Source organism: Chryseobacterium tagetis, assembly GCF_016735585.2.
Taxonomy (GTDB): domain Bacteria; phylum Bacteroidota; class Bacteroidia; order Flavobacteriales; family Weeksellaceae; genus Chryseobacterium; species Chryseobacterium tagetis.
Genome location: NZ_JAERSE020000001.1, coordinates 256328 through 274322, shown reverse-complemented (window position 1 = coordinate 274322; position 17995 = coordinate 256328). Strand labels below are relative to the sequence as shown.

18 protein-coding genes are annotated in these 17995 nt (G+C 33.9%); 8 read left to right on the top strand and 10 right to left on the bottom strand.

All coding sequences use genetic code 11. The annotated features are described in order from the left end of the window. Positions 1–76: 76 nt before the first annotated feature. The 4 genes from JI747_RS01245 to JI747_RS01230 all read right to left on the bottom strand — a co-directional run bounded on the left by JI747_RS01245 (position 77) and on the right by JI747_RS01230 (position 5180). Entirely contained in the window at positions 77–1669 is a 1593-nt protein-coding gene (locus JI747_RS01245) for an MFS transporter (protein WP_225685699.1), read from the bottom strand. 125 nt (positions 1670–1794) lie between these two features. After that, positions 1795–2916 carry an HlyD family secretion protein gene (locus tag JI747_RS01240; RefSeq protein WP_225685698.1) on the bottom strand — a complete coding sequence of 374 codons (1122 nt, stop codon included), beginning with the start codon at positions 2914–2916 and terminating at the stop codon, positions 1795–1797. 18 nt (positions 2917–2934) lie between these two features. Next, the gene (locus tag JI747_RS01235; RefSeq protein WP_225685697.1) at positions 2935–4245 is read right to left on the bottom strand and encodes a TolC family protein; all 1311 of its coding nucleotides are present in this window, start codon (positions 4243–4245) and stop codon (positions 2935–2937) included. 89 nt (positions 4246–4334) lie between these two features. After that, on the bottom strand, positions 4335–5180 hold the full coding sequence (locus JI747_RS01230) for a helix-turn-helix domain-containing protein (RefSeq protein ID WP_225685696.1): 846 nt from the start codon (positions 5178–5180) through the stop codon (positions 4335–4337). A 69-nt stretch (positions 5181–5249) separates the two neighbouring features. Here JI747_RS01230 and JI747_RS01225 point away from each other — a divergent pair, with 69 nt between their 5' ends. Further along, positions 5250–5723: an Mpo1 family 2-hydroxy fatty acid dioxygenase gene (locus JI747_RS01225; RefSeq protein ID WP_225685695.1), complete on the top strand. Its 474-nt coding sequence runs from the start codon at positions 5250–5252 to the stop codon at positions 5721–5723. Positions 5724–5811: 88 nt separating this feature from the next. On the opposite strand, the gene JI747_RS01220 is transcribed toward JI747_RS01225, so the two are convergent. Then, positions 5812–6879: a DUF2891 domain-containing protein gene (locus tag JI747_RS01220; RefSeq protein WP_225685693.1), complete on the bottom strand. Its 1068-nt coding sequence runs from the start codon at positions 6877–6879 to the stop codon at positions 5812–5814. A gap of 158 nt (positions 6880–7037) precedes the next feature. Here JI747_RS01220 and JI747_RS01215 point away from each other — a divergent pair, with 158 nt between their 5' ends. Further along, the gene (locus JI747_RS01215) at positions 7038–7916 is read left to right on the top strand and encodes a DUF4349 domain-containing protein (protein WP_225685691.1); all 879 of its coding nucleotides are present in this window, start codon (positions 7038–7040) and stop codon (positions 7914–7916) included. Positions 7917–7978: 62 nt separating this feature from the next. Next, positions 7979–8356 (top strand): GxxExxY protein, encoded by a 378-nt coding sequence (locus tag JI747_RS01210; RefSeq protein WP_225685689.1) that lies wholly within the window; start codon positions 7979–7981, stop codon positions 8354–8356. 114 nt (positions 8357–8470) lie between these two features. On the opposite strand, the gene JI747_RS01205 is transcribed toward JI747_RS01210, so the two are convergent. The 3 genes from JI747_RS01205 to dnaA form a co-directional block, all read right to left on the bottom strand. Further along, on the bottom strand, positions 8471–9169 hold the full coding sequence (locus JI747_RS01205; RefSeq protein WP_225685687.1) for an SAM-dependent methyltransferase: 699 nt from the start codon (positions 9167–9169) through the stop codon (positions 8471–8473). A 31-nt stretch (positions 9170–9200) separates the two neighbouring features. Further along, positions 9201–9656, bottom strand: a complete 456-nt coding sequence (locus JI747_RS01200) for a low molecular weight protein-tyrosine-phosphatase (protein ID WP_225685685.1) — start codon at positions 9654–9656, stop codon at positions 9201–9203. 112 nt (positions 9657–9768) lie between these two features. Then, positions 9769–11223, bottom strand: coding sequence for a chromosomal replication initiator protein DnaA (gene dnaA, locus JI747_RS01195; protein ID WP_225685683.1), 1455 nt, complete (start codon positions 11221–11223; stop codon positions 9769–9771). Between the two features lie 135 nt (positions 11224–11358). Between dnaA and JI747_RS01190 the strand changes: the two genes are divergently transcribed. The 3 genes from JI747_RS01190 (at position 11359) to JI747_RS01180 (ending at position 13388) form a co-directional block, all read left to right on the top strand. Beyond that, entirely contained in the window at positions 11359–11775 is a 417-nt protein-coding gene (locus JI747_RS01190; RefSeq protein ID WP_225685681.1) for an acyl-CoA thioesterase, read from the top strand. 281 nt (positions 11776–12056) lie between these two features. Continuing rightward, complete coding sequence (locus JI747_RS01185; protein ID WP_225685679.1) at positions 12057–12755, top strand: hypothetical protein; 699 nt, start codon at positions 12057–12059, stop codon at positions 12753–12755. Positions 12756–12947: 192 nt separating this feature from the next. Beyond that, a complete protein-coding gene (locus JI747_RS01180; RefSeq protein ID WP_225685678.1) occupies positions 12948–13388 on the top strand; it encodes a hypothetical protein in 441 nt (146 codons plus the stop codon). A 51-nt stretch (positions 13389–13439) separates the two neighbouring features. Here JI747_RS01180 and JI747_RS01175 read toward each other — a convergent pair whose 3' ends face one another. Next, positions 13440–14717, bottom strand: coding sequence for a replication-associated recombination protein A (locus tag JI747_RS01175; protein WP_225685677.1), 1278 nt, complete (start codon positions 14715–14717; stop codon positions 13440–13442). Positions 14718–14891: 174 nt separating this feature from the next. Between JI747_RS01175 and yidD the strand changes: the two genes are divergently transcribed. Together yidD and lgt are read left to right on the top strand one after the other, a co-directional pair. Further along, entirely contained in the window at positions 14892–15140 is a 249-nt protein-coding gene (gene yidD / locus JI747_RS01170) for a membrane protein insertion efficiency factor YidD (RefSeq protein ID WP_225685676.1), read from the top strand. Positions 15141–15546: 406 nt separating this feature from the next. Continuing rightward, positions 15547–16410: a prolipoprotein diacylglyceryl transferase gene (lgt, locus tag JI747_RS01165; protein WP_262904126.1), complete on the top strand. Its 864-nt coding sequence runs from the start codon at positions 15547–15549 to the stop codon at positions 16408–16410. A 26-nt stretch (positions 16411–16436) separates the two neighbouring features. Here lgt and JI747_RS01160 read toward each other — a convergent pair whose 3' ends face one another. Further along, entirely contained in the window at positions 16437–17954 is a 1518-nt protein-coding gene (locus JI747_RS01160; RefSeq protein ID WP_225685675.1) for an NAD(P)H-hydrate dehydratase, read from the bottom strand. Positions 17955–17995: the final 41 nt, after the last annotated feature.

Below are 17995 nucleotides of genomic sequence, written 5' to 3'. Positions count from 1 at the left end.
ATTTTTTAGATGTATAAAAAAGTAAAACCCCATCTTACAATAAAATGGAGTTTTACAGATGAAAAACAAGGTATCTTTATAGTGCAGGACCAGCTGCATCTTTTATTTCCTGTAACAATCTTTTTCTTTCTCGAAGTCTTTTTCTCGCCAAAGCTGATTTCCCGCTTAATATTTTAACAAATCTTGCATACTCTAAACGTTCTTTTCCAAAATGATGGGTGAAAACATAGATCAGAACTCCCAATCCCGCCAAAATAATGTATCCGAATATTTTTTTACTGGCAACAATGATGGCATTCAGCTGAATAATTTTTAAACCAGTTGCTGCATTTTGCGGAGTAATGGTCATTCCGTCCATGTAAACAGCCAGATCTCCGATAGCAACCACCTGAAAATGATATAAGAACCATGAATAAATTGTAGAGAAAAACCCAACGGCTAAAAATGTTCTCCAAACCAATACCAATCCGATGGCAGCCAACATATCATCCATTTCCAGTTTATCTAATGTATAAAACCAAACGGAAATGAAAAGCGAACCCATTCCGTATCCTTTCAGAAACATGGGTAAATACCAGTTTTCATAATTGAATTCCAGCACCATAGAAAAGTACATTACCATTGCATAGCCTATCATTGCAGAAAAGCCTGAAAAGATGAACATCTTCAACGGAATTTCTTTTTTAAACCAGAATATAGCAATTACTCCAGCTAAAATAAGCCCGGGAATCATCAATACATTCAGTTTCGCATTCGTTAGCTGATCATATCCCAAAACTCCCACTGCAAAAGAATTCTGAATCGTGGTTGTTCCTAAAAACATTCCTAACATAAAAAGCATGAATAAGCCGTGCTGAACATTATTTCTAGTGAATATTTTAAAGGAAAGATAAGGTCTTTTTAAAGTAAGCTGACGAATGGCCAACATAGCAAAACTCAGGAAAGCCGCTATACTTGCATTGATTATATTTTTTGAATTGAGCCAGTCTTGCTGCTTTCCGAATGAGAAAACATACGCCGAAAACATAAATGTAGAGACAAAAAGCAGGATACTTAACCAGTCAATATAATGTAACGGAACTTTTAACGCAAAATATTTATCATGCATAACAACCCAGTGTATCAAAGCCAGTACAAAACATGCAACCGCCATAATTACATAAAAATGCTGCCAGTTGTAATGAATCGAAACTTCAGCCGCATAGTATCCGGAAATCTGGTTAAACACCAGAACAAATGTATAAAACGCTCCATAAAACATTCCTCTGTTGCCGATCATCGCCATTAATGGTAAAAATAATTCGATCGTCACCATCATTTTTAAAAACCCTATAAATAAGGATGAAACAATAAAAATCATCGGATCAAGAGTGGTTGAATTGAGATAGCTCAGCAAACCCAAAAGCACCAATAAAACCACCATTTTATCTCGAACCTTGAATCTCATTTTCATTCTGAGAACGATCGGCATACACGCTCCCATTCCAATGGTTGTTGCATAATTCGCCCACATAAAATATTCGGTCATCGCACCGGTTCCGCTTACTACATAACTTATATTTCCTACATACACTCCACCAAGCGGCATCACTACCGCAAGAAGCAATACAATCAATAAAAGCTGTACAGGTTTCGGAACCCAGTCGTTGTATAATCCTTTGTTGTACATGTTTTTAGATTTAACTAAGAGCCAAGTAAAAGGTAAAAAGATTAAAGTATTACGTAGATTATGAACTCATATCAATTGCTACGTATTTTTTAATTCACTGAATCTTACTTTTTACTTGATTCTTTTTACTTTTTACCTTCAAAACTCACATTTACGTTCATCCCTGCACTCAGCTTATCTACATCCTCTTTTTTATTGGAAGCTGCAAATTCAATTCTTACAGGAATTCTCTGCTGAACTTTAATAAAGTTTCCGGTCGAATTATCTGTAGGAACACTTGAATATCTTGAACCCGTTGCCGCAGATATTGCAGTTACCACTCCTTCAAATTTTTGTCCGCCTAAAGCATCTGCTGTCATCATCATTTTTTCTCCAATTTTAATATTCGGCATCTGACTTTCTAAAAAATTGGCAGTTACCCACTTTTGTCCGTTCAGAACAATGGTTGCCACTTGTTGCCCCGGTTGAATCAACTGTCCTTCTGAGATCGTTCTTCTTCCCATTACGCCATCATAAGGAGCTGTGATTACAGTATAAGACAAATTAATTTTCGCCATATCCAAAGCAGATTTTGTTCTCTTAATTTCGGCATCATTAATTCCTAATTTGCTTTTCACTTCCGTAGTAGAAAGATTGGCAGATTGCTTTTGGTTCACCAAAGTTTCATACGCTGCTTTTTGAGCATCATATTCTGTCTTCACCTGATCATATTGCTGTCTTGTAACCGCTTCTGAAGCCAGAAGATTTTTATATCTGTTTAAATTTTGTTCGGCATTCCAAAGTCTCGCTTTTGCACCGGCAATATTAGATTCCATAACATTGATATTGTTTGAAACTGTATTTACCGATGAACTTGTTGCTGTTTTCTGAGCTAAAGCATTTTGAAAAGCTGCTTCAGCCTGACCAAGCTGCGTTAGAATTTCACGGTTATCAAGAATAACTAAAGTATCTCCTTTTTTAACTTTTTGATGCTCTATGAATTTTATTTCTTTGATATAAGCCGAAACTCGGGTATTAATCGGGTTAATAAATTCCTCAACCTGCGCTGCTTCGGTATAGGTTTTATCCCCAACGTGAAAATATTCGCGAACCAGCCAGAATAATCCGAAGCCAATCAGCAAAAAGACAATAACATTTGAGATAATGGCTCTGATTTTATTTTTTTTATTTTCTTTCTTTTTTGCCGCAGCACTTGACTGTACAGGTGCTGAAGATGTATTTTGAGTATTTTGTTCCTTGTTTTCCATTGTTTTCAGTTTTAAAAATTAAAGAGTTCCTGTAGATTTCAGAAGATTGTAATATTGATATAGCACATTGATTTCTGCATTGGCATAATCCAATTCTGACTGTAGTTTTTGGTTCTGCGCATCGATCATTTCTGCCTGCACTGCCAGTTGATTCAAATATTTAGCTTCTGTAATATTGTAATTTTCTTCCGCCAGTTTTTTAGCATCATTCAGAATATCCGCCTGCTGAATAGATTCCTGGTATTTTACATACGCAGCATTTACAGCCATATCAATATTTTGCTGTGTTAAGGTTATCGCATCATTGGCCTGCGTTTTTTGTAACTCTCCTAACTTTACTCTTTCTTTCGTTTTATATAGATTATCAATATTATAGCTTAGAGAAACACCAGTTTGCCAACCTCCTGAATACATATCTAAGACAGGATTTCTTGTGGTAATCGGTCTTTGTAGAGTATATCCTCCAAAACCTGCAACCGTAGGCATTTTATCGGTTTTTATGATCTCAATATTCTTGTCTGCAACATCCCTGTTTGTTTTCGCAGATTTCATTGCAGGATTACTGTCATGGGCAAGATTTACATAATATTCCATTCCGATTCCGGCTTCTTTATTCTCTAAACTTTCAATCGGGAGAATCTCTGTATCAGTTGGTAATCCCAAAGCGATACTTAAATTATAATTAAGGATTTTCTTATTGTTCACCAAAGTCAAAATTCCCTGATCCAAATTTTTGATCGCCAGTTCGCCCCGAATTACTTCATTTCGGGTAACCATTCCCTGCTGATAAAATTTCTGGATATTTTTTAATCTTTCCTGAGCCAGCCTTTTGTTGTTCTGAAATACTTCCTGTTGGTTTAAGATCTTATAAACATCTAAATAATTGGAGATAACCAAAAATTTCACATCCTGTTTATTTTTCTCTAAATCCAATTCCGAAAGCTGCTCACGAAGTCCGGCCAGTTCAATAGATTTGTTGACCAATCCACCTTTGAAGATCAGCTGGGTTGCCTGAACCGCATAGGAACTTCCGTAATGAGGCATCGGAACATTGGTTGAATTGGAAAAATCTTTATCGATCGCTACTGCATCTCCTAAATAAAATTGACTTGTAGAAGCCGTGATCGTAGGAAGTTTCTGAAGTTTAGTAACGTTCGTATTCTGTTTTGCAATATCGATATTTTGCGCCGAAACTTTCAACTGCTGATGATTTTTCACCGCAAGTTCGGCTACCTCATTCGCTGTCATCTGCTTTATTTCTTGTGAAAAAAACAGCGCAGGAAATAGAGCTATCACGAGTGATAGTGCTGTTTTTACATACTTTACCATTTTACCTTGTTTTACGGGTACAAAGTTATGGCGTTCAAAAACTCAAACAAATGTTTGAGAATTGGAAAAAGATGTTCAAATGTAAGATTTTAGTTTTCGAACTGATGTCTGTATTGTGACGGACTTTCGCCCAAATGCTTCTTAAAAAAGTGCGAAAATGAATATTGATCACTAAAGCCTAATATCGAAGATATCTCTGAAATAGGCTTACTTGAAGAGTTTAGCAATACCTTTGCTTCATTCACGATAATTAAAGCAATAATCTGACTGGCCGACTTCCCCGTAATAGTCTTTATCACAGATGAAAGATGTCTCGTTGTAATCGACTGTCGGTCGGCATAGAACTCCACTGTACGCTCTGTAAGATGATGGTTTGCAATATCGTTTAAAAAAACAAAAACAATCTCTTCCTGTCTCGACATTTGACTCATTGAATTACTGTCTTCCTGAGAAATAATTCCAGCCATCTGATAACAAAAAACAGAGAAAAGATGTTCTACAATTTCTTTTTTGTAGGTCATTTCTGTTTCGGAGTCCAAAATGTATTTAAGAAAGTTTACACTTTTCCAAACAACATCCATTTCATCCTGGTGAAAAGGAACGCCGATATTCATTTGCTGTCGGAAGTAACGATATGTAATTAACCGATTAAATTTCAAAGATAAAGTAGAAATAAATTCTCTTTTATAAGATACCATTCTCGACTGAAAATCGTCACTTACAGAAACCATTTCGTAAATAGTCTGCGGGTCTGTTACCATAAACATATTCGCAGAAAGTTCTAAATCGCGAAAATGCTGTTTGAGCTTAATGCTCCCTGTCTTAATGAATATAAATGCCGGATTTTCAGGACGGAAAGGTTTATCGACAGCGATTCTCTCGAATATATTATGTTGCGTAAAAACATCAACCCCGAATTTTTCTAAGACAGACATAGCACAAATGTAAGCAAAGTCTTGAGCGATTGCAAAAATTTATTATTTTAGTATTTTACAAAATTCGATATGAGAAAGATAGATTTGTTACTTGCTGAGTATGGTGAAAGCCATAGAAACTCAACCAATAAACTGATTCACTGGATTTGCGTTCCTTTAATCTTCTGGACAATTCTGGGGTTTATCTCATATATTCCGACTCCCAATATGTATCTGAAATATTATGGTTTTCTAAGCATTGCCAGTTTTGTTGCCTTAGCTCTGGTTACTATTTTTTATTTCAGATTATCATGGAGAATTGCCATCATCATGGTTTTTATAATGTTATTGATGGAGCATTTTGTTTCCTTAATCAATGTAACTTTTGGAACAAAATCCTGGCTTTTTTATCTCGCTATTTTTGTCATCACATGGATTTTACAATTCGTAGGTCATAAAATTGAAGGCAAAAAACCGTCTTTCCTGAAAGACTTACAATTTCTTCTGATAGGACCTATCTGGTTATTAAGCTTTATTCTTAAAAAACTGGGAATCAAGTATTAGATTTGGGCAAGGAAGTCAGATGTTGGAAGATGGAAGTTTGGATGTCGTGTTAAAAACGTCCAGCCTCTATCTTCCAACTTCAAGCTTTTCAATCTTCTAAAGCGTAAACCGCAAAACTTGCCAACCAGTGATCTCCACCATAATTTCCCTGGAAAAGCAAAGGAAGACCATTATTTAAAAATACAGTAGCCGTCTTTTGAAACTCTTTTTTCAACGGGTGATTATCCGGAAGAGATTTGGCTATTCCCTTCATACACCATGCTTTAGTGAAAGACAATCCTACCAAATGCACTGTTTGATAGTCACTCAGATCACTCACCACAGGAATTTTTTCAATATTCTTTAAACTTTGTTTTTCGTAGAATTTATTCAACCATTGTACAAATTCTTTTTGAGGCAGAACTCTTCTCATCAAATCAGCAATTTCCAGACTCGGAGAAAAGAAATCCGAACCATCCGGTTCAAGATAGGCCGGAGTTTTCGTATTGTTTAAATAAAAATATTTTGCTTTTTCAATCAATTGATTTTCAAAATTCTTATCCCCTGTCGCTCTTGCCCAATCCAGAGCAAAAACCATGGCGAATGCAGTATTAGGATGAACTCCTGTTCTGTTTGGATAGGTCTGTTTTGGTAAAAACGTCTTCCATGAACTCAAAATCTTATCCGTTAAAGGTTTTAAATTCTGATGCCAGATTTTCGCCTTCGGATGATTCCAAGTTGCTAATTCTTCATCCAGTTTCAACAGCCAAGCCCAACCGTATGTTCTTTCAAAAGTTCCGGTTAGTTCATATTTTGTAAAATAATCAGCTTCTGTCTGAAGGTTTTCTTTTTTAAATGAATTATCTAAAATATTTTCGATGTCTTTTGCAACTAATAAATTCGGTTTTGTTTTTAATAAACGAACCAGCATCCAATGTCCATGAACGGAACTATGCCAGTCAAAACACCCGTAAAAGCTTGGATGCAGATCTTTCGGACTCAACGGAACTTCGCCAACATTATTAATAATATGTGCGGTTTTATTAGGGTATTCCTGATTGATACAATGAAGCGGTTTTTCTGATAATTTGATCGCCATTTCATCCGTCAGTTTTGGAACTTCCTGAGCATAGATTAAAAACGGAAAACATATAATAGCTAAAAGACTCTTTTTCATTCAATAAAAATATAAAATAAATTCAATTTTAACCGTTTGAAATGCTGTAACAATATAGAAAACAAAAGAAATCACATTAATTCCAAATAATTATTAAAAATTTAGAATAAAAATCGACTTTTCGCATACTTTTTGATAAAGCCATCCAAACTTTATGTATGAAAAAATTATCTATCTCATTATTTTGTTTAATTATTATCAGCTGTAACAAATCTGAACATATTGCCAAAGAGGAAGTTCGTGCTGACTTAACAGAGGTTTTACAGGAAGATAAAGTAGCTTCGGTTAGCTCACCTGTTGCTTCATATGCATCTCAGCCATCAGATAAAACTGTTTCAGAAAACAAAACTCCATCTCCAACACAAAGAATTGACACTATTTCCAAAAAAATTATCAAAAATGGAGATATGAGAATTCAGGTTGGAGATATTAAAAAATCACAAAATCAGATCAATGAGATAATAAAAAACAATCAGGCATATATTCAGAAGGAAGAGTTTCAGAATACGGATACTGATGAAAACTTATATATCACTATCAGAGTTCCCCATAAAAACTTTGACACTCTTGTGAATTCTTTTTCTAACGGAGTAGGTTCTGTTTTATCTAAAAATATATCTTCAAATGATGTTACAGAGGAATATACCGACGTTTCCATAAAATTAGCCAACAAAAAAATATATCTTGAAAAATACCGAGATATGCTCAAAAGCGCTGCTACCACAAAAGACATGCTGGAAATTCAGGAAAAGATCCGTGAACTTGAAGACGAAATTGATGTATCAGAAGGCAGATTACGTTTTATTGATGACCGTGTTAATTACAGTACATTAAATCTAAATTTATATAAGGAAAAAGTAAGAAGTTCTGCCACTTCAAAGATTGGTTTTGGAAGCCGTTTTGGAGATTCTGTAACAGAAGGCTGGAATAGTTTTGTCGCTTTTATACTAGGAATTATATCACTGTGGCCGTTCTTTTTATTGATTCCCGTTTTTGTTTTTCTTTGGAGAAAATGGCGAGGCAGAAAGAAAAAATAATCTTAACATTAAAATAATCGATAATTGAATTTTCTATTTTCCTTAATTTGCATAAAAAACAAATGAATGAAAACGAAATTTCTTACCTCGTAAGAAAATGCATCTTTAATGTTTACAACAAACTTGGTCCCGGTCTTTTGGAAACCGTTTATCAAAAGATTTTAATTTATGAACTGGAAGAAAATGGACTTGACGTAAAAGCAGAATTAATATTACCAGTTATTTATGATAATAAAAAATTTGACCTCAATTTTAGAATTGATATTATAGTTGAAAATAAAGTAATTCTAGAATTAAAGTCGGTAAAGAGTCTTGAAGATATTCATTTTAAACAATTACAGACCTATCTTAAACTATCCAACAAGAAACTCGGGTTACTTGTAAATTTTAATACTACTAATATTTTGGATGGAATTAAAAGAGTTGTGAATAATTTATAATTTTTTCTCTCGCAGATTTTGCTGATTACGCTGATCCTTTTACTAATTAAAAAAATCTGCAAAATTTGCAAAATCTGCGAGAAAATAATTAAAAAAAACGTTTTGCATTCTTTATTATTTACCTAAAACAAATACAGCAGGAATTTTATGAAGTTCCGGTTTCTGTTTTTGCCAGTCTTTTATGGTTTTCGTTTTGATAAATTCTAGCTCCGGATCGTTGATATTGGCAGCGATACACAATTTTGTATTGGGTGATAAAAACTTCGTCAGATCTTCGAAAAGCTGGTTATTTCTGTAAGGAGTCTCCATGAAAATTTGGGAATAACCCGTCTTTTGAACTAAACTCTCCAGATGTACAATCTGTTTTTTCTTATCACTTTTATCAATCGGAAGATATCCGTTAAATGTAAATTCCTGACCATTAAAACCACTTGAAATAAGCGCCAAAATAATCGATGAAGGCCCTGAAATAGGGATTACTCTGATGTTTTTTTCATGACACCATTTTACCATTAAATTTCCTGGATCAGCAATGCAAGGAAGTCCCGCCTCTGAAAGCAATCCAAAATCCTGCCCCTTCAGCATCAGTTGTTGGGCTTCTTTAATATCGGCATTTTCAGTGTATTTATCTAAAAGAAAAAGCTTTAAATCCGACTGTTTTTTTTCGGGAGCAAAAAACTTAACTACTTTTCTGGCAGTTTTTTCATTTTCCACAAAAAAGTAATCGGTTTGCATAATGTATTCTTTTATCACTGGTGAAAAATGCGTGATAGAAGTATTTTCAGAAAGATAAGCTGGTAATAAGAAAAGCATGGTTTTGAATTGTTCTAATGATGAATGTAAATTACGATTTTAAAAATAAATGTTCTGCAATCTTGTCGCAACCTTTATCCAGAAGCTGAAAAACATTTTCGAAATCTTTCATATCTCCCCAATACGGATCGGGAACTTCTTCATTTTCATGATCCCCTAAAACTTCTAAGAATAAGGATACTTTTTGTCTTTGTTCCCCATTTTTTGTTTTTGAGACCACATCAGCTAAAACATCTACATCCATACAGTAAATTTTATCGAAATTTTCAAAATCTGCAGCTGTAATTGGTCTTGACCGTTGTTTTGAAATATCAATATTATGGTTTGCAGCAGTTTTTATTGCTCTTTTATCGGGGTGTTCACCTTCATGCATAGAAATTGTACCTGCTGAATCTACAGCATAGTTATCAGGAAGCTTAGTTTTCATAATTCCTTCTGCTAAAGGACTTCTGCATATATTTCCCAGACAGACCATTAATATCTTCATATATATTTATATAAAATTAAAATCGTTCTCTTTTTTATTAATTAGGCAAAACTAAACAAAAAATGAAGAATAGGTCCTATTCTTCATTTCTCGTATTTAAATTAAATGATTTTTAATTTTTTATCTTTTCAGTAAGATCTTTAACGTATTTTTTTACTTCTTTATCGATTTTAGAAACATCTTTAATCGTATCACAAGCATACATTACCGTTGAGTGGTCTTTACCTCCCATTTCTTCACCAATTTTCGTAAAAGTAGCATTGGTAAATTCTTTCGCAAAATACATCGCTAATTGTCTTGGAAGAGCGATTTCTCTTTTTCTTGTTTTAGATAAAAGCTGCTCTCTTTTAATTCCAAAATAATCACATACAACTTCCTGAATGAAAGGAATATTGATCACTTTCTTCTGATTGGCTGCAATTTTATTGATTGTATCTTTTAATAGTTCTAAACTTAAGTCAGACTTATAAATGGTAGAATAAGCAATCACTGAGTTAATCACACCAATAAGTTCTCTTACGTTTGTTTTCGCTTCTGCAGCAAGGAAATCAAGCATGTCTTCTGTAAGAACGATCCCGTCTCTGCTTAATTTATCTACAATGATTTGCTTACGCGTATGTACATCCGGAGATTTAATTTCTGCAGAAAGTCCCCATTTGAAACGTGAAACAATTCTGTCCTGAATATCCATAATATCCGCTGGAGCCTTATCTGAAGTAAGGATAATCTGTTTTCCATTCTGATGCAGATAATCAAAAATATGGAAGAAACTATCCTGTGTTGCAGATTTCCCTGAAAGGAACTGAATATCATCGATAATCAACACATCTACCATTTGATAGAAGTTAGCAAACTCCGTTTGTTTATGTGCTTTTGCAGCCGAGATAAACTGTTGAATAAACTTTTCAGAAGATAAGTATAAAACCACTTTATCCGGAAACTGACTCTTTACTTCAAGTCCTACAGCCTGCCCTAAGTGCGTCTTCCCCACTCCATAACCTCCGTATAAGAACAAAGGGTTGAAAGCCGTTGCTCCTGGTCTTTTTGCAATAGATCTCGCTACTGTAGCTGCAAATTTATTGCTTTCTCCCTCAACATAGTTTTCGAAAGAAAAGTCTGATTTCAGATTAGAATCAATATTTACTTTCTTGATTCCTGGAACGACAAAAGGATTCACTATATTTGAAGAGAAACCTTGTGGCATCGTCTCCTGAACTTTTGGCGTAGGAACTGTTTTTCCTTTCATATTCATAGTAACGGGCTTTTCTAAACCAGCTGGCTTATTTTCCATTACTGAATACCAAAGTTTCACACCTTTTCCTATATTTTTCTTCAGGGCAGCAGAAAGCAGGGATAGGTAATTATCCTCAATATATTCTTTGTAAAAATCACTCGGAACCATTAATGTAAGATTATTGTCAACCAAAGAAATTGGCTGCACTTTATCAAACAGTAAGTCGAAAGATTTTTCAAGTTTTTTAAGATCAGAATTATCTTCAGCTGCGTTGAGATTGTCACGCATAAACTGAAGGCATTTCTGCCATATCATCATTAAATTTCCATCCATATTTATGCCCTGATTATTCTTTGTTAGTATTATTTTTAGAAGGAAGACAAAGGTCCAATTTTTTCTTTTTAAAAAAAAATATTGCGGGTATTGATTATTTAAAAATATATTTGTATGTATAATTTAAGCCTAAAAATGATACACACAACACACTCAATACGAGTACGTTACGGAGAAACAGACCCTATGAAATATGTCTATTATGGCAACTATGCAGAGTACCTAGAATTAGGTAGAGTTGAATTATTTCGCAGTATAGGGATGTCTTATAATGAGATTGAAAATCAAGGAATTTGGTTACCTGTTTCCGAATATAAAATTAAGTATTTAAAACCTGCTTTATACGATCAAAAATTAGAAATTCACACCTACCTAAAAAAAAGACCGGGAGTAAGAATAGAATTTGAATATGAAATTTACAATGAAGAACAGGTAAAATTGACTGAAGCCTCCACCACTCTCTTCTTTTTATCAGCCGAAACTAATAAAATTATTAAATGTCCGGATTTTTTAATGGATCTTATTAACCAAAATTGGGAAGAAAAGTCATAAATATTATAAAATATTTCACAAAACAGTAAATTAAAATTTTAAATAACCAAGACCCATTCTTGAAAAAATCAATAATAAAAACAAAGCAAATAGTAAAAAAACAAACATTTTAATTAAAAATTAAAAATATTATTCATAATAAAAAAGCAATACCAACAAAAACATTGTTAAAAAAAATAAAATAAGTTAAGTTTTTTATATTATATTTACATCACTAATTACTAAGAATACAAACAATTAAATATAAAAACATGAAAAAGAATTTCTACACCCTGATCTTCTTGGGCCTATTTGGGACAGGTATTGCGCAAACAGGGAACGTCGGTATTAATACCACTACACCTACTGCTACATTGGATGTAAATGGTAATGCTAAAATCAGAACGACACCAAACTCTACAACTCTTGTAGGACACCAAGTTTTAGGAATTGACACAACAACAAAAGAGGTTAAAATGCTTGACCCTTCCTTGTTCATCTCCAACACTAGTGGTACCGTAAACACTACAATAGCAAAAGCTACCGTAGTTGGTACTGGTGCTCTTCTAGGATTAACCGGAAGTAACGGATACGAGAAAATAAATTTCGGTCCTGCAACTTTAGGAACAAACTTTGACACTACGACTGACACATATACTGTTCCAAGTACTGGTGTTTACGCTGTTAAATTCAACTACCGTTACGGAGATGGAGTAAACTTAAATGTAAGTCTTCTCAACTTCAATGGGGGTACTCCAAAAATTGGAATCTTCAGAAACGGAGTGGTAATGGATGAAGGTTTTTTTGGTGGAGCTAGTATTTCACTTCTTGCCCCTCTTGTAGCGATAAGTGTAATTGTAAGTGATACATATGTTGATTCTGTTTATCAATTAACTGCCGGTGATGTTATTGATTTCAGATACAATCAAGCAGGACTTAACGTAGCTTTACTTAGCAGCAATGTAACTGCAAAGATGGTAGTTTATAAAATTTCTGACTAATCAGAATTAAATATTTGAATAATCATATAAATAAAAGCATCACTTTAAAAGTGATGCTTTTACTTTTCATAAGAAATATTATATCATAAAACATCAATCCTAAGCAATTCTCAAAATATCACATTTTTATATTGGGAATTCACAAAAAAGAAGTATATTTATCGCGTTTTTAATTCCTATATTTATTAGATTATGAAAAAAATTCTATACTCTTTATTAGTGTTTGCTTCTGCAACCCTATTTGCGCAGAAAAACCAAAATGTAAAATTTGCGATTTGCAATGATGCTGTAGGAACTGTCAATCTATTTAATGCCAGAAAAGCAATGGTACAAAGCACAACTCCTTACAAAGCAGCCACGTTGCCTACCACCCTAAAGAAGTACAGTTATTTGGCTCAGAATGGATTAACAGAGGTAAAATATAAGCAAAATGTAGGTACTTTAGATTGGTTACCTCTTTCTATTTTTAACACTCAATATCAGCTTCCAGAAAATAATCCTGTAATTATTGAAGGTTATGAATTTAGCGACTCCTCTACTAAAATATATTCTGAAATTATTGATAAAGCAGAGGTAAAGGAATATAATGGTAAGAAAACTTTATTCATTACTACGATTCAAAAGTATCAATAGATAAATGAAATTTTCATATAATAAAGGTATCTCATTGAGATACCTTTTATTTTAATATTTATTGGTCCATTTCTTTTTGAGCTCATCATAAATTTTCTTTTCCGTTGCATTATTTCCGGGTTCATAAAATTTCAGCTCTTTTATTTCCTCAGGAAGAAAATCCTGCTTAACAAAATTTCCTTCATAGGAATGGGCATATTTATACTCTTTGCCATAATCCAGATCTTTCATCAGTTTTGTTGGAGCATTTCTCAAATGTAAAGGAACTGGCAAATTTCCCGTTTTCTTTACAAAAGCTAAAGCATCATTGATTGCCATATAAGCAGAATTACTCTTAGGAGAAACCGCTAAATAGATTGCCGTTTCACTTAGAATAATCCTTGCTTCAGGATTTCCAATGACGTTTATTGCCTGAAAACAATTATTAGCAATCACTAAAGCATTAGGATTTGCCAATCCAATATCTTCGGAAGCTAAAATCAGCATTCTTCTTGCGATGAATTTAATATCCTCTCCTCCTGCAATCATTCTGGCCAACCAATATACGGCACCATTTGGATCTCCGCCACGCATAGATTTTATAAATGCAGAAATGATATCATAATGCTGTTCACCATTTTTATCATATAATGCCATTGTTTCCTGTAAAACAGACATTACATCGTCATCCTGAATTTCTTTTTTTTCTGAATTTTTAAACTGATTCAGAACCAGCTCAACAGAATTGATCAGTTTTCTCCCATCTCCTCCTGAGTATTGAATGAAGGCCTGCTTATCTTTAATGATAAAATTCTCGTGTTCATCTTTATTATATCTTTCTAATGCAATATCGATGAGTTCTTCAAGCTTTTCATAGCTCAACGCTTTTAACACATAGACCTGACTTCTGGAAAGTAGTGCAGAAACCACTTCAAAACTCGGATTTTCTGTGGTAGCACCAATTAAAACCACCCAACCTTTTTCTACCGCATGTAAAAGTGAATCCTGTTGAGATTTATTAAATCTGTGTATCTCATCAATAAATAAGATCGGAGATTTCCCGGAAAACAGATTTTGTTTTTTTGCATCTTCAATTACATCTCTTACCTCTTTCACTCCTGATGAAACTGCTGAGAGTTTAAAAAATTTGCGTCCGGATTTTTCAGAAATAATTTCAGCCAAAGTTGTTTTTCCTGTTCCGGGAGGTCCCCATAAAATAAGAGAATTCAAGGTATCATTCTCTATCATTTTTCTTATCGTTCCTTTTTCTCCGGTAAGATGTTCCTGTCCTAAGACATCTTCTAATGTTTTAGGTCTTAATTTTTCAGCTAATGGAATATTTTGATTCAATTTCTTAGATTTAATATAAGTTGTAGGTTCGGAACATATTTCTATGATTTTAATTTCTAAAAATCAGCAAATCGACAAACACCGGATTTTATCCGACAAACAGACATTTACCGCCCCGAAACTTCTAACAAATTTAAACTAATTTTCAATTTTTTACGCTATTTTTGCAATGTTTTGAAACCTACATTCAACAAAATCATCACATTTCCACTGGTACTATTCATACGATTTTACCAATGGTTTATTTCGCCCTTACTTCCTAAAAACTGCCGGTATGAGCCTACCTGTTCACATTATATGGTAGAAGCGCTTCAGGTTCATGGAATTTTCAAAGGGTTTTGGCTGGGTGTAAAAAGAATTTCAAAATGTCATCCTTGGGGAGGAAGCGGATATGATCCTGTACCTCCAAAGTGTAATCATTAATATAAAAAACATCATTATAATGAGTAATGTATTCTTTAGAGTTTATCTCTTGATTTTTGCTTTTTTAGCGCAAAATCTTTTTTCACAAAATTATGCGGACGGACTTTCTGACGCCACATTAAATGTCAATAATGAAAAAATAGCCGTAAAAGTATTTTCTACTACGGATGCTGAAACCTTTAAAGATTTTTCAAGCAAAAAAAATGGTAACACACTTGTTATAGTAAATTCTGCCAATTTAGAGTCTAAAGGCGGATGGGGAGCTTTTTATGATGCTTCACTGAATCTGTTTAAAATGGATGGATACCAGTTTTTAGATAAAAACTTTAAGCCTACACAAAATAAAGAAGACTACAAATATTTGGCAAAAGTTCCGAAAGTAATACAGGCGACCGATCAGGTAGCATTGGATACAGAATATAAAATCTGGGATCCTTCTACCGGAATTCATTTGGGGCCGATTACATTACATTATTACAGTTTAATGTTCATTTTTGCCTTTGGTTTAGGATATCTGTTAATGACAAGAATGTTCACAATCGATCATGTAAATCAAAAATATCTTGAGCCTCTTTTTACATGGACGCTGATCGGAACTATTTTAGGGGCAAGATTAGGACACGTTATTTTTTATCAGCCGGAGCTTTTCAAGCAGGATTTCTGGAGTGTATTCTTACCTATCCAGACAAAGCCTGAATTCAAATTCACAGGTTTCTCAGGTCTTGCCAGTCATGGAGCAACTCTTGCCTTGATATTAACAACATTATATTATTCCTATAAGATCATTAAGAAAAATCCTTTCTGGGTATATGACAGATTGGGAATTGTAGTGGCTTTAGGCGGTGCATTTGTACGTATGGGTAACTTCTTCAATTCGGAAATTATCGGTAAGCCAGTAGCTGCAAATTCTCCGTTCGCGTTTCTTTTCCCTCAGATGAGTGATGAATATGGGGTAACTGTTCCAAGATATCCTACTCAGTTATTTGAAGCGATAGGTTATGTGTTGCTGTTTATCCTTTTATGGGTATTATATAGAAAAACAGACAAAAAATATCAGCAAGGCTGGTTATTCGGTTTATTCTTTATTATTCTTTGGGCAATCAGATTCTTTGTAGAATTCCTGAAAGAACCTCAAGGAGACGAATTCATCCAGTTTGGAGGATTAAATACAGGACAAGTATTATCTATTCCTTTTATGATCGCAGGTTTAATTATCATGCTGTATTCTAAAAAGAATAAAATAGCTCCTGAAGCTGACAAAACGTTTTAAACAAACAACACCTCAATACTAAAAAGTCACAATTTTTTTGTGACTTTTTTGTTGATATATAAGAACGTATTTTCTAATTCTTTGATCACATCCGTAGGTTGCATCGATTCCTTAGAATGTTTTTCCGCAGCAAAATCCGCCGACTTTCCATGCAGCCAAACTCCTAAAATTGCAGCATCTTTAGGAGAATAATGCTGAGCAAGCAAAGATGTGATAATCCCCGTTAAAATATCTCCACTTCCTCCTTTTGCCAATCCTGAATTTCCTGTAATATTATAATACACATTTCCATCAGGGGTTATAATCTGTGTATGATGGTCTTTTAATACAATATAAATAGAATGCTCCTTCGCCTTTTTTACAGCAAGATCAGATCTTTCAAAAGAATCTTTTGTCTTTCCGAAAAGTCTTTCAAACTCTTTGGGATGGGGAGTAATAATGGAGTTCTTGGGAATCAGATGTATATATGATGGATCTTTCGAAATAATATTAAGTGCATCCGCATCTAACACTAAAGGAGAAGAATAGTTTTTCAACAACTTCAGTAGACTTTCTTCCGTTTCATGATGAGTTCCTAAACCCGGCCCGATTCCTAAAACCAGATCCTGATCAATTTCAATATGTTCAATATACTTCTCCCCGGCTTCTATGAACATCGCTTCCGGTGATGAAGTTTGAAGAATCTCATATCCACATTTTGGACTGTAAGCAAAAACAAGCCCTGCTCCACTTTTTAATGCAGCTTTCACAGACAGAAAGGCCGCTCCTATTTTTCCATAGCTTCCTCCGATAATTCCTGCTTTACCAAAGCTTCCTTTGTGTGAATATTCATCTCTGGGTCTGAATATTTTTTCTACAACCTCATCATCAATAGTGAAATGAGTTGTATGGGTTTCATTGATATATTGAGGATGAAGTCCAATATTTAAAATCACAACTTCACCTGTATATTTTCCGGTTTCAGGATATAAAAAACTTCTTTTCCAGAATTGGAAACTTAATGTATAATCCGCTTTAAAAACCGTTGAATTTTCATAAATAATTTTATCTGCAAACAATCCTGAAGGAATATCTATTGAAATTTTCAGATTCTTTAAGGAATTTAATTCATTTAAGATTTTCAGTTCTTCTCCTTCAATCTTTCTGGAAAACCCTGTTCCCAAAACAGCATCAATACAAATGGTCTTTTCACCGATGCTTTCCTGTTGAAAATCTTTGAATTCCTTTATAGAAATTCCTGAAAAATCCTTTAGTCTATTATAATTAATGATTGCATCCGGAGAAAAATTGCCCTTCACATCTTTCACAAAAACATCTACATCGAAACCTTTTAAATAGAGCAGCCTTGCAATAGCCAATCCATCCCCTCCATTATTACCGTTTCCACAAAAAACTGCAAATTTTTCATGAATTTTACAATTTTCCGAAATCCATTCAACACACGACTGAGCAGCTCTCTCCATTAATAATATCGAAGAAACAGGCTCATTCACAATAGTAAATGCATCACATTCCCGAATTTTTTCTGCATTAAAAATTTTCATTAAAATGTTTTTCTTAAATTTAGTGAATATTATTCAGTCAA

What these genes read in the sequence shown, in the direction of transcription:
- JI747_RS01245 (WP_225685699.1), bottom strand. Translation starts at nt 1,669, where the DNA reads ATGTACAACAAAGGATTATACAACGACTGGGTTCCGAAACCTGTACAG.
- JI747_RS01240 (WP_225685698.1), bottom strand. Translation starts at nt 2,916, where the DNA reads ATGGAAAACAAGGAACAAAATACTCAAAATACATCTTCAGCACCTGTA.
- JI747_RS01235 (WP_225685697.1), bottom strand. Translation starts at nt 4,245, where the DNA reads ATGGTAAAGTATGTAAAAACAGCACTATCACTCGTGATAGCTCTATTT.
- JI747_RS01230 (WP_225685696.1), bottom strand. Translation starts at nt 5,180, where the DNA reads ATGTCTGTCTTAGAAAAATTCGGGGTTGATGTTTTTACGCAACATAAT.
- JI747_RS01225 (WP_225685695.1), top strand. Translation starts at nt 5,250, where the DNA reads ATGAGAAAGATAGATTTGTTACTTGCTGAGTATGGTGAAAGCCATAGA.
- JI747_RS01220 (WP_225685693.1), bottom strand. Translation starts at nt 6,879, where the DNA reads ATGAAAAAGAGTCTTTTAGCTATTATATGTTTTCCGTTTTTAATCTAT.
- JI747_RS01215 (WP_225685691.1), top strand. Translation starts at nt 7,038, where the DNA reads ATGAAAAAATTATCTATCTCATTATTTTGTTTAATTATTATCAGCTGT.
- JI747_RS01210 (WP_225685689.1), top strand. Translation starts at nt 7,979, where the DNA reads ATGAATGAAAACGAAATTTCTTACCTCGTAAGAAAATGCATCTTTAAT.
- JI747_RS01205 (WP_225685687.1), bottom strand. Translation starts at nt 9,169, where the DNA reads ATGCTTTTCTTATTACCAGCTTATCTTTCTGAAAATACTTCTATCACG.
- JI747_RS01200 (WP_225685685.1), bottom strand. Translation starts at nt 9,656, where the DNA reads ATGAAGATATTAATGGTCTGTCTGGGAAATATATGCAGAAGTCCTTTA.
- dnaA (WP_225685683.1), bottom strand. Translation starts at nt 11,223, where the DNA reads ATGGATGGAAATTTAATGATGATATGGCAGAAATGCCTTCAGTTTATG.
- JI747_RS01190 (WP_225685681.1), top strand. Translation starts at nt 11,359, where the DNA reads ATGATACACACAACACACTCAATACGAGTACGTTACGGAGAAACAGAC.
- JI747_RS01180 (WP_225685678.1), top strand. Translation starts at nt 12,948, where the DNA reads ATGAAAAAAATTCTATACTCTTTATTAGTGTTTGCTTCTGCAACCCTA.
- JI747_RS01160 (WP_225685675.1), bottom strand. Translation starts at nt 17,954, where the DNA reads ATGAAAATTTTTAATGCAGAAAAAATTCGGGAATGTGATGCATTTACT.